The sequence below is a fragment of the Streptomyces sp. NPDC102441 genome (assembly GCF_044765585.1).
In the GTDB taxonomy this organism is placed as follows: Bacteria; Actinomycetota; Actinomycetes; order Streptomycetales; family Streptomycetaceae; genus Streptomyces.
This window is the reverse complement of record NZ_JBIWKH010000005.1, coordinates 549,467-560,626: the sequence shown is the minus strand read 5'-3', so window position 1 is coordinate 560,626 and position 11,160 is coordinate 549,467. Positions and strand designations below refer to the sequence as shown.

Annotated in this window: 8 protein-coding genes and 1 pseudogene; 1 reads left to right on the top strand and 8 read right to left on the bottom strand. The window is 70.3% G+C overall.

Translation table 11 applies throughout. The features are described 5' to 3' along the window. From ACIREO_RS14055 to ACIREO_RS14020, 8 genes are all read right to left on the bottom strand, one after another. On the bottom strand, positions 1–1,649 hold a 1,649-nt coding region (locus ACIREO_RS14055; RefSeq protein WP_404108705.1), incomplete at its 3' end, for a discoidin domain-containing protein. A 245-nt stretch (positions 1,650–1,894) separates the two neighbouring features. Then, positions 1,895–4,288, bottom strand: coding sequence for a family 43 glycosylhydrolase (locus ACIREO_RS14050; RefSeq protein ID WP_404108703.1), 2,394 nt, complete (start codon positions 4,286–4,288; stop codon positions 1,895–1,897). Next, positions 4,285–5,796, bottom strand: a complete 1,512-nt coding sequence (locus ACIREO_RS14045; protein ID WP_404108701.1) for a sulfatase-like hydrolase/transferase — start codon at positions 5,794–5,796, stop codon at positions 4,285–4,287. The genes ACIREO_RS14050 and ACIREO_RS14045 overlap by 4 nt, the downstream gene beginning before the upstream one ends. Further along, positions 5,793–6,770 (bottom strand): aliphatic sulfonate ABC transporter substrate-binding protein, encoded by a 978-nt coding sequence (locus ACIREO_RS14040; RefSeq protein WP_404108699.1) that lies wholly within the window; start codon positions 6,768–6,770, stop codon positions 5,793–5,795. The genes ACIREO_RS14045 and ACIREO_RS14040 overlap by 4 nt, the downstream gene beginning before the upstream one ends. A gap of 52 nt (positions 6,771–6,822) precedes the next feature. Continuing rightward, positions 6,823–7,602, bottom strand: coding sequence for an ABC transporter ATP-binding protein (locus ACIREO_RS14035; protein ID WP_404108696.1), 780 nt, complete (start codon positions 7,600–7,602; stop codon positions 6,823–6,825). Then, positions 7,599–8,429, bottom strand: a complete 831-nt coding sequence (locus ACIREO_RS14030) for an ABC transporter permease (RefSeq protein ID WP_404108693.1) — start codon at positions 8,427–8,429, stop codon at positions 7,599–7,601. Before ACIREO_RS14030 ends, ACIREO_RS14035 begins: the two co-directional genes overlap by 4 nt. Further along, entirely contained in the window at positions 8,426–9,640 is a 1,215-nt protein-coding gene (locus ACIREO_RS14025) for an ROK family protein (RefSeq protein ID WP_404108690.1), read from the bottom strand. The genes ACIREO_RS14030 and ACIREO_RS14025 overlap by 4 nt, the downstream gene beginning before the upstream one ends. 66 nt (positions 9,641–9,706) lie before the next feature. Further along, positions 9,707–10,687 carry a formylglycine-generating enzyme family protein gene (locus tag ACIREO_RS14020; protein ID WP_404108687.1) on the bottom strand — a complete coding sequence of 327 codons (981 nt, stop codon included), beginning with the start codon at positions 10,685–10,687 and terminating at the stop codon, positions 9,707–9,709. A 256-nt stretch (positions 10,688–10,943) separates the two neighbouring features. Between ACIREO_RS14020 and ACIREO_RS14015 the strand changes: the two are divergent. After that, positions 10,944–11,160, top strand: a pseudogene (locus ACIREO_RS14015) (hypothetical protein); the annotation flags it as partial.

The following is an 11,160-nucleotide window of genomic DNA, read 5'->3' as shown; positions in this document are numbered from 1 at the left end:
GTGGTCGCCTTGCCGGCACCCGCGCCGCCGACCCGGACGAACACGTCCTGGAGGCTGGTGGGGTTCGCGGAGTGGTCGGCCGAGGCGCCCTCGGGGCCGACCTGAACGAGAACGGAGGAGTTCTGTGTCCCCGCGTCGACCAGGAGTCCGGCGAGCTTGACGCCGTCGACGTCGCCGACCTTGATCGCGGTCACCCCGTTGTCCGGGATGATCGTGGCGAGGCCCAGGCCGAGGGCGACGGTGTCGGCGCGGTTGATCTCGATGGGCTGGTCGACGTGGTAGATGCCCGGGGTGAACAGCAGGTGCAGGCCCTGGCGTACGGCAGCGTTGATGGTCTGCGCCGTCGCGCCCGGCTTGACCACGTAGAACTGGCTCAGCGGGATGGACTGGCCCTGCGGGGTGCCGTTCCACGAGACACCGCGTGCGTTGGTGCGCTTGGCGGGGACGAAGACCTTGTAGTCGTTGCCGTCGAGGTAGAGGAAGGGCTTCTCGCGGGAGACCGGGGTGTTGTCCAGGGTGGTGTACGGCGGTTCGGGGAAGCTCTGCGCGGGTGCTCCCTCGACGCCGGAGAACGTCATGTTCCAGACGCCGTTGCCCCAGCCGCCGACGGAGCTGTCGCGGGTGTACCACTGCTGCTGCGAGTAGGGCCCGACCTGGCCGTCGATCTTGCTGTCGGCGATGTAGCCGCCACTGGCCCAGCCGTAGCCGTTCGGCGCGAGGTTGAGGCCGCCCTTGACGTGCATGCGGCGGAAGGGGGCGGCCTGGGAGACGGCCCAGCGGTTGGTGCCGTTCACCGGCTTGAGGGCGAGGTTCTCGGCCGAACGCCAGAAGTTCTGCGTGGCGTTGCCGTTGAACCAGCCCGCGTCCACGGTGACATCGCCGTTGAAGGTGGTGTCGTCGGGCTTGAGGCCGAGTCCGGCGATCGAGGTGTAGAAGCCGATCTGCGCGTTGATGTTGTCGTACGTGCCGGGCTTGAACATCAGCGCGTAGCGGCCCGTGCCGAACTGCGCGGACTCCTGCTGCTTGAAGATCGCGTCGACCTTGCCCTGGATGTCCGGGGTCGAGGGGTCGAAGACCAGCACGTTGGGGCCGAGGTCACCACCGCCGGGGATCTGCGGGTCACCTCCGCCGGCCGTGCCGAACACCTGGAACTCCCAGAGGGAGTGGCCGTATCCGGTGGCGCGCGCGGTGCCGGTCAGCCGGACGTAGCGGGCGGTGCCGGAGACGTTGAGGGTCTCGGTGCCGCCGGGTCCGGTGGTGGTGGAGTAGGCGGTGCTCCAGTTGCTGTTGTCCGAGGAGAACTCGATCCGGTAGCCGGTGGAGTAGGCCGCCTCCCAGCGGAGCACGATCTGGCTCACCGAGGCGGCGGCGCCGAGATCGACCTTGATCCACTGGGGATCGGAGAAGGAGCTCGACCAGCGGGTTCCGTTGTCGCCGTCCACCGCGGAGGCGGCAGACGTGCCGTCGTTCTCCTGACTGGACGAGGTCGCCGTCCTCCCCTGGGAGAGCAGCGTGGGTGCGGCGCTCGCCGGGGTCTGGGGAGCGAAGGCCAGAAGTGACAGGACGAGACCGGCGATGACGGCCAGCACGGCGCCGCGCCTTCCGGCCGGTGCGGGAACGGGTCTGTGACGGTTCGGAGGTGCGAACACGGAGGTCTCCTGAGTCGTGGGGCGGATACACGACGCGCACAGCCGGAGAGCGCTCTCTCCGGCTGTGCGAGATACTCCACCCTTGTTCGCGAACGCGTCAATAGATGTGCAACAACGGATGTATCAGGGCCTGTTGGCGACAAGAACTGATGGCGAACGCGCGGTGATGGTCCCTCCCGGTCGGCCTCCTCAGTGACGGAGCGTGAGATCTGACGGCTCATGGGTTCAGGAAACGGCGCATGGGTTCACTGGGCGGCGTACGTCCGCACGTAGTCGAATTCAGCCGTGGCGCCCCGTCGGTTGTGGGAGACGAGGCCGATGCTCAGCCCGCCCCGTACCGGAAGGGTCCAGGTGCCGCCCGGTGACCAGTGGACGCCGTCGCGGCTGGTGGACGCGCGTACCTCGTGCTCCCCGTGCTCGGCGTCGTGGTGGTATGCCATGCGCAGCCACATCGTGTCGGCTGTGGGTCCGCCGAACATCGGGGCGTTGGCCACGGCCGTCGGCGGGGTGGTGGTGGGGCGCTCGCCCTCCTTGCCGAACTCGCTGACATCGAGCACGGCTCCGTTGCCGTTGGTGAGCGGCAGCACCGAGTGGACGAGCTTGAACCACCGGTCGTCGTTCTCGTACAGCAGGAGACCCGCCTGCTGGGCCGCCTGGTCAGGAGCGAAGCGCAGCTTGGTCTCGACGGTGTAGTCGCCCTTCGGCGCGTCCCGCAGCAGCACGGAGGCCGTGTTGGTGCCCAGATGGAGCTCGGCGTCCTGCGTCGGCCAGGAGAGTGCGCCGCCGGACATGGTGACCCCCGTGGCAGGCCCGCGCACCCACTGCCAGGGTGAGGCGGGACCGGTGCCCGGGACCGTGGCGGTGTCGAACTCGTCGCTGTGACCGGTCAGCAGTCGCCCCGGCGGAGGAACGGCCACCCGCTTCGTGACCGGCCGGTACAGGGCGGCCGCGCCCACGTTGTCCGCCGCCGCACCCGCTCCCCGCGCGGCGGCACCGACGGCGCCCTTACGGACGGCGGCGGCCGGCAGGTCACGGGACTGCGAGGCCACGGGATCCCGCAGCCGGTCGCCCGTCACCGCGGCCGTCAGCCGGGTGCCGCGCATCTCCACGGAGACGTTGTTCCACGTGTCCCAGGAGAATCCGGACGGCAGCGCGGTGACGCGCTCGCCACGGCTTCTGCCGCCCACACGTACGTCGGTGACGAGCGCGCCGCGAGCCCGGTCGAGCCAGGCCACGATCCGGTTGCCGGGATCCCGGTAGGCGACGGTCAGCCCCGCCGCACCGTCCGCCGCCGTCACCTTCAGGTCCGCCTCGGCCCGCAGATCCGCGGGGGTGCGCCCGTCGGCGATCAGATACGCGGCGCCCGCCCTGGAGGCGCCCGGTGTGCGCACCGCGTGAACGCCCGAATCCGGATCGGTCGCGGTGGACCAGCCGGCGGTGTCCCGGCCTTCCGCGCGCCAGCCCGACAGGCCGCCGTCGTCGAACGTTCCGCCGGTGGCCCATGAGGTCACCGGCGCGGCGGTCGGACCGTCCGACGGTCCCGCGCCGGCCCGCACGACGGGCCAGCCGTCGATCCAGTCGAGCCGGTCGATGAGCATCGGACGCCGGCTCAGCTTCAGCGTGCCGTTCGAGGCGGGGGCGAGATCCGGCGACTCGGCCGGGATGCCGTGGTAGACCAGCCAGTCCTGGCCCGCGAGGTCGGTCTGCAGGGAGTTGTGGCCGGGGCCGATCCACCGGTTGCCGTTGGCCCCGACGACCACGCCCGCTTTGCTGGTGAGGGCCATCAGGTCGGTGCCCTCGTCGTCGGTGAAGGGGCCGGTGGGGCTGGTGGAGCGGCCCACCTTCACCTGGTAGCCGCTGTAGGCGCCGTCGCAGCAGCCGGCGTCGGAGTAGAACAGGTAGTAGAAGTCGTCGCGCCGTACGACGAAGCCGCCCTCGACCCGGCGGCCTCGGGCCACCTGCGTGACCTCGCCCTCGGTGCGCGACAGGTCGGCGTTCAGCTTCGCGACGCAGATGGTGTCGTAACTGCCCCAGTACAGATAGGGGGTGCCGTCCGTGTCCGTGAACTGTGCCTGGTCGATGTTCCCCGCAGGGCAGCCGCTCGGCGAGGGCAGCACGGCTCCCCGGTCGGTCCACGGGCCCGTCGGGGTGGCGGAGGTGACGAGGCCGACTGTGTTGCGCCCGGGTACGGAGTAGTAGAGGTAGTACCGCCCGAGGGCGTAGCGCACCTCGGGCGCCCACAGCCGTGAACCCTCGTGCCAGGCCGGCTTGTTCTCGGGTGTGAAGACCTCGCCCGCGTACTCCCATGTCACCATGTCGGCCGAGCGGAGGATCGGCAGCATGCGCTCCCCGTCCTCACCCTTGCTCTGCATGACCGGGTTCTGGGTGCCGTAGGCGTACCAGAGACCGTCCTTGCCGCGGATCATCGCGGGATCGGGAAAGGTGTCGACGGCCCCGGCGGACACCGGATTGGTGTACGTCGTCGCGGCGGCCGGACGGCCCTGCGCTCCACGCGCCGCGCGGTCCTGCGCACCGTGCGACGGAGCGGAGGCGAGGGTGAGGACCCAGACCAGGGCGGCCGCTGCGGCCGCCCACCGGGGAAGGAAACGGGGGCGGACGGTCCTTCGTGTGCGTCTCATGAGGTCTCCGTGAGTGTCCCGCCCGGATCCGCCGTCGCGGTCCAGGTCGTGTCGTCCGTCTCGAAGGCGCTGAGGCTCGGGTCGTAGTCGGAGGCGCCGATGTCGTACATGGACGTCATCCAGTGGTAGAAGTTGTCGCCCCTGTCCCGCAGCAGCTCGTACAGGCGCCGCATCAACCGCGCCCGCACCGCCGTGAATTCGGGGTGCGTGTACCGGTTGCTGAGCTCGTGCGGGTCCGCTTCCAGGTCGTACAGCTCGTTGACCGACTCCGGATTGACGACGAGCTTGTAGCGGTCGTCGCGGATCATCCGCTGCGGGTAGGGGAAGTGGTGGCCGTGGAACTCCGCGACCAGCTCGCCCGGCCATTCGGGGGTCTCACCCTTGACCAGCGGGACCAGGCTGCGGCTGTCCACGGCCGGGGCCGTGTCGCAGCCCGCGAGTTCGAGAAGCGTCGCGGTGCAGTCGGTGAGGCTGACCAGCTCGTCCCTGACCTGTGGGGCGGCCCCGGGAATCCGGATGATGCCGGGGATGCGGTAGATGTCCTCGTACATCGCAGGACCCTTGTCGTGGAGCCGGTGGGCGCCGGTGAACTCGCCGTGGTCCGCGGTGAAGAACACCGAGGTGTCGTCGCTGAGCCCCAGTTCGTCGAGGCGGGTGAGGATGCGCCCGATCTGCTCGTCGATCAGCGTGACATAGCCCCAGTAGACGGCGATCAGCTTGCGTGTCGTCTCGATCGGGATGGTGTCGAACGCCCAGTGCGCGCTGTAGTTGCGCTGCACCGGTGGCTTGCCCTCGAAGGTCTCGGCGATGGACGGCGGCAGCTCGACGAGCTCCGGATCGTAGAGGTCGAAATAGGCGTCCGGGAGCAGGTAGGGGAGATGCGGGCCGAAGAAGTGGGTGGCCAGGAAGAACGGCTCCTCGCCGGCCGCGTACCGCTCCAGGTGCTCGATCGCGCGGGTGGCGAGGTAGTGCTCGAACGTCGCCTCCGCCGGCTGGTGCAGCCGGGCGGCCAGCAGATTCCCCGGGTTGCCGCCCGGGGCCGTGCCCCTGATCGGCTCGGAGATGCGGTACGGCGGCAGCCCGCGCTCCTCCAGATACGCCAGGTAGTCCGGGTGGTCCACGGGGTTGTGCCACCCCGGCAGATCCGGGCCCTCGAAGCCGTACGAGGCGGCGTTGCGATGCGTCCCGCCGTGCCACTTGCCGATGAGTCCCAGCCGGTAGTCACGCTCCGCCAGGGCCGCGGGGAAGGTGAAGGCGTCCTCACGCAGATCTTCCAGATAACCCACGTTGCGCTCGTAGTTGGCGAGCAGCCGGTGCCGGAAGGGCGCCTGCCCGGTGAGCAGACTCGCCCGCGCCGGGGTGCAGATCGCGGTGGGCGTGTAGAAGCGGTCGAAGCGCGTTCCGGTGGCCGCCAGCCGGTCCAGGTTGGGCGTGGCGACATGCGGATTGCCGTAACAGCCGAGGGTGTCCACCCGGTGCTGGTCGGTCATCAGGAAGAGCAGGTTCACTTCTTGTACGCCTTCGTGTAGAGGTCGCCTTCGTAGTACGTGTCCGCCGCCGGAGCCTTCTTGAGCTGGCCCGTGTCCACGAAGAACTTGCCGAGCCCGTCCAGCCAGCCGTCCACGGTTCCGTCCTCGGTCCTGGCGACCAGATCGGCCGTCGACAGCGTCTCCACGTTCGCCGCGTCCGCCGCCACCTTGGCGCGGTCGATCTTCAGCATCGACGCGGCAGCGTCGATGGACTCGTCGGGGTGCGCGGCGCGCCAGTCGTTGGCCTTCTGAAGGACCTTGACGACCTTGGCGTTCAGCTTCTCGTCGCTCTTGGCGGGCGTCACGAAAGCCGTGGGGAACGCCCGGTCCTTGAAGTCCGTCGTACTGGCGACCTCGTTGAGCTTCGGCGTCTTCGCCTTGATGTTGTCGATCAGCGGATACCAGAGGCCGGCTCCGTCGATCTGCCCGGAGACGAACGCCGAGACGACCGTGGACGGGTCCATCGGCACCTTCTCGATGTCCTTCTCCGACATCCCGGCCTTCTGCAGGGCGAGATCCAGTGCCATCGCACCGGAGGTGCCCTCCGGCACACCGACCTTCTTGCCCTTGAGGCCCTCGATGGAGGTGATGCCGGGCTGGGCTATGACCCGGTCGGCGCGGGCGAGCGTGTTGACCGCGACGACCTTCGCCTTGCCCGAAGCAGGGAGCCACATGGCGCCGGGGCCGATGTAGCCGACGTCGAGGTTGCCCGATCCGAGCGCCTGGATCTGGAGCGGGCCGTTGGTGAAGGGCTTGTACTCGGGATTCAGCCCCTCTGCCTTCCACAGCCCCTGCTTGTCCGCGATGGCCAGCAGGCTCACGCCGTTGTAGTCGCTGATGTAGCCGAAGCGGACGGTTCCGTCGGACGACGAGTCGCCGGAGCATCCGGTGACGGAGAGTGCCAGGGCGGACACGGCGACGGCCGCCGTCAGGGCGCGCTGAGGTAGAGGCATGACGCAGGGTTCCTTACGGGAGTTCGGGGGAGCGCGGGTGACTTGTGGGTGTTCAGGCGGCCTGGGCGGCCGGGGTCTGGTGGTAGACGGACGTCCACACGGCGTTGCGGATCCGGGCGAACTCGGGGGAGAGCCGGATGGCCTCGGTACGCGGATAAGGCAGATCCACGTCTATGACCGACTGGATCCGGCCGGGCCGTGCGGCCATCACCACGACGCGCCGGGCCAGGTACACGGCCTCGTCCACGTCGTGCGTGACGAACAGGACCGTGCGCTTGTCCCGGCTCCAGGTGTCCAGCAGCTGGTCCTGGAGCTGGACCCGGGTCAGCGCGTCCAGCGCCCCGAAGGGTTCGTCCATCAGCAGCACCTGCGGATCGACGGCGTAGGCACGGGCGATGGCGCAGCGCTGCTTCATCCCGCCCGACAGCGTCTTGGGCAGTGCGTCGGCGAAGTCGGTGAGGCCGACCAGCTCGATGGCGCGCTCCGCCCGCCGCCTCCGCTCGGCGGCCGGCACGGACGCCAGCTTCAGCCCGAACTCGACGTTGCCGCGCACGGTCAGCCAGGGGAACAGCGCGTACTGCTGGAAGATCACCCCACGGTCCGGTCCAGGACCGGTGACCGTCCGGCCGTCGACGAGGACCTCGCCCGAGGTCGGGACGGTCAGCCCAGCGGCGAGGTTGAGCAGGGTGCTCTTGCCGCACCCGGACGGGCCGACGACGGTGACGAACTCCTCGTCACCGATGTCCAGCGACACCTCGTCCAGGGCGGTGAAGGTGGTCTTCTTCAGCGGAAAGGTCCGGGACACGTTCCTGAAGGAGATCTTGGGGTTCATCGGGTCTCCTGCCAACGGGTGAGGCGTCGTTCGGCGAGCAGCAGCAGCCGGTCCATCAGAAGTCCGAGGAGACCGATGGTGATCAGACCGACGAAGATGGTGGGGAGGTCGTAGTAGAGCTGAGCGTCCTGCATCCGGTGGCCGAGTCCTTCCTGTGCGGCGATCAGCTCCGCCGCGACGAGGGTTCCCCAGGCGGAGCCCAGCCCGATCCGCATCCCGACGAGGATGAACGGCGCGGAGGCGGGGACGACCACCTTGAGGAAGATGGTCCCGTCACGGGCGCCCAGCACCCGCGCCGCGTCGATGAGTGTCCTGTCGACTCCCACGACGCCCTGGAAGGCAGCCACGACGCTCGACAGGAAGGCCGCCAGGAAGATCACGAAGATCTTGGGCACCTCGCCGATGCCCAGCAGCACGATGGCCAGCGGGATCATGGCCAGCGGCGGGACCGTGCGGAAGAACTGGATGTAGGGCTCCAGCAGCCCGCGTGCCACCGGGTACCAGCCCATAAGGAAGCCCACGGGCACCGCGAGCAGGGTGCCCAGCGCGAAGCCGGTAAGGACGCGTCGGAGGCTGGCCAGCGAGTCGTCGGCCAGCGTGCCGTCCGCGATCAGTTCGCCTGCCTTGTCGGCCACGGCGGCCGGCCCCGGGAACGCCTGCACCCCGAGGGAGGCCAGCCACGCCCACACGCCGACGCCCGCCGCCAGGGCGATCAGGTTCAGCGCGATCGTGGGTATTCGGGGGCGCTTCCGCCGGGGCCGGCGGATGGGTACCGCGTCTTCGGGTACGGCTTCGGCCTGCTTCAGGGGTGTCTCCGTGGAACTCATATGGCGTCCTCGGGAAGGTCTTCGCTGCCAGGGCCCGGGTAGCGGGCGAGCAGAGGGGATTCATGGAGGGCCAGGGCGACTCCGCCGAGCGCGCCGCCCGCCTCACCGAGCCCGGCGGGCAGCAGCGTCACGCGCCCACGGGCCAGCGGCATGACATGTGCGTCGAGGGCCTCCCGCACGGGTGCGAGCAGCGCGTCTCCGGCCCGGGCCAGTTCGCCGCCCAGCACGATCACGCCCGGACCGACGGCGTTGACGACCCCGGCGAGCACCGCGCCGGTCCGTGCCCCCGCGGCCCGCAGCACCTCGTGTGCCGCGCGGTCGTCGTTCCCGACCGCCCTCAGGAGGGTAGGGACGTCGTCCGCGCGTCCGCCCAGTGCGCGGTAGGAGGCCAGGACGGGCCCGATCGACGCGATGGTCTCCAGGCACCCCCTGCCCCCGCACTCGCACGGACCGCCGTCGGGGTCGGCGGTGATGTGCCCGAGTTCGCCCGCCAGGCCGTCCACACCCCGGTGGAGCGAACCGTTCACCACGAGGCCGCCGCCCACTCCGTGTGACAGCCGCAGATACAGCACGTCCTGGCTCGCCGCCGCGGCTCCCCAGGTGGACTCCGCGAGGGCCGCGAGCCGGGTGTTGTTGTCCAGCAGCACCGGGGCCCCGAACCGCTTGCCCAGCAGTCCGGCCAGGGTCGCCAGGGGTTCCTCCGGCGTACCCCCGGCCGTCCTTACGGGGCCGACGACGCCGACCCCGACCGCACCGGTCGTCCCGAGAGCGGCCAGCCGCAGGGTGCCGCCCGCCAGCGAGGCGACCAGCCGCTCGGCCAGCTCCACCCGCCGCTCCCAGGAGAGCCCGGGGGGATGGGACCGGCTCGCTGAACCGATCACCTCGTGCGCCACGTTGGCGGCGGCCACATGAACGGCGCGGCGCGCGAAGTCGATGCCGACGGCCTGGCCGGCCGCGGGGTTGAGCGTGAGGTGCTCGACAGGACGGCCGCGCCTGCGCGGACCGGGTTCCGCCGCTGCGGCCACGACGGCACCGCTCGCGACCAGGGTCCCGACTATGTCGTACAGCGTGGTACGCGACAGCCCGGCCTGGCGGCCGAGCTCGGCTCGGCTCTGCGGGCCGTGCCGGCGCAGCAGAGCGAGCACGCGTTCCTCGTGCCCGCGCCTCAGCCGCGACAGAGGTCCACCGTGTGAGTGCATGGCGCCCAGCATGATGACCGCGCGATTTTTTAGTCAATGACCCGGAAAAATATTCATGTTGCCGCAATGACGGCGGGATCAGGCCGTGCGCACACAGCGGAAGCCGAGGTTCCCCGTGGTGCTGTCCGGTGTGTTGCGGGTACGGGCGGCCACCCGGTACCGGTTGCAGTAGGAGCGGTGGCACAGGTAGGAGCCGCCCCGGATCACCTTGGCGTCACCCGTGCCCGGGCCACGCGGGTCGCTGTGGCGGGCCGCCTGATGGTCGGTGCCCCACCAGTCCTGGCACCACTCCCAGACGTTCCCCGCCATGTTGTACAGGCCGAATCCGTTCGGCTGGTAGGCGTCGACGGGTGCGGTGCCCGTGTGGCCGTCCTCGGCGGTGTTCTTCGTCGGGAAGTGCCCCTGCCAGACGTTGCAGCGGTGCTCTCCGTCCGGGGTCAGCTCGTCGCCCCACGGAAAGCGGGCCTGTCCCAGGCCGCCCCGGGCCGCGTACTCCCACTCGGCCTCCGTCGGCAGCCGGGCGCCCGCCCAACGGCAGTACGCGCGTGCGTCGTTCCAGGAGACGTGCACCACGGGATGGTCCCCACGCTCGTCGATCCCACTGCCGGGCCCCTCGGGCATGTCCCACCGGGCGCCCTCCACCCCGCACCACCAGGGGGCGCCGTCCGGACGGCCGGCGCCGCGCCGGAGCGCGGCCGGCAGGAACCCGGCGAAGACGTACGACCAGCCGAAGCGCTCGGCCTCGGTGACGTGACCGGTGGCGGAGACGAACTCCGCGAAGCGCTGGTTGCTGACGGCGTGCGCGTCGATCCGGAAGGCGGAGACCCGTACCTCGCGGACCGGGCCCTCACCGTCGGCGCGGAACCCGTCCGGATCCTCGGACCCCATGAGGAACGGTCCACCGGGCAGCAGCACCATCCCGTCGGCGACACCTTTCGCGGCCGACGCGGCAGGGACGAGCCGGTCCGGGCCGGGCGGGGCGGAGGGGGTCGTCCCGGACGGGCCGTCAGGCCCCCCGCGGCCGGGGGAGCAGCAGCCGGACGGTGCGATGTCGTTCATGCCGTGATCCTACGAGCACCACGGACCCCCTACACCCATGATCGTCGCGGCCCAAACCTCCTCCCGGCGTGGCGTGCCCTCCAACGGGTGACATCTGGCTCTCTGTCACACGATGAGCCCACGGCGTCCCTCGAATGCGGCCTTCCCGAGTGGTGAGCCTCCGGATTTCAGCTGACGGTGGATCACGTCGCACCCGTGATCCGATGAGCCGACAACCAGCCGGCCAGCTCGGGCGTGACGAAAGGACTGTGTATCCATGCGCTCTGCCCGCACCCTGTTCGCATCGGCCGCCGTCACGGCGGTCCTCGCGGTCTCCGTTCCCGCCGCATACGCCGTGACCTCGGCGGACGACTGGGACAAGGACAGCGGTTCCTCCGCCAGCAGCAACGACGACCGTGAGAAGCCGGACTCGTGGAAGCACGACAAGCCCGAGGGTGGCGTGCACGCCGGTGGCGGTGCGCTGGCCGGTCTGT

Excerpts from the sequence above, each read along its gene's own strand:
- ACIREO_RS14030 (WP_404108693.1), bottom strand. The coding sequence starts at position 8,429 with ATGAGTTCCACGGAGACACCCCTGAAGCAGGCCGAAGCCGTACCCGAA.
- ACIREO_RS14020 (WP_404108687.1), bottom strand. The coding sequence starts at position 10,687 with ATGAACGACATCGCACCGTCCGGCTGCTGCTCCCCCGGCCGCGGGGGG.
- ACIREO_RS14035 (WP_404108696.1), bottom strand. The coding sequence starts at position 7,602 with ATGAACCCCAAGATCTCCTTCAGGAACGTGTCCCGGACCTTTCCGCTG.
- ACIREO_RS14040 (WP_404108699.1), bottom strand. The coding sequence starts at position 6,770 with ATGCCTCTACCTCAGCGCGCCCTGACGGCGGCCGTCGCCGTGTCCGCC.
- ACIREO_RS14025 (WP_404108690.1), bottom strand. The coding sequence starts at position 9,640 with ATGCTGGGCGCCATGCACTCACACGGTGGACCTCTGTCGCGGCTGAGG.
- ACIREO_RS14050 (WP_404108703.1), bottom strand. The coding sequence starts at position 4,288 with ATGAGACGCACACGAAGGACCGTCCGCCCCCGTTTCCTTCCCCGGTGG.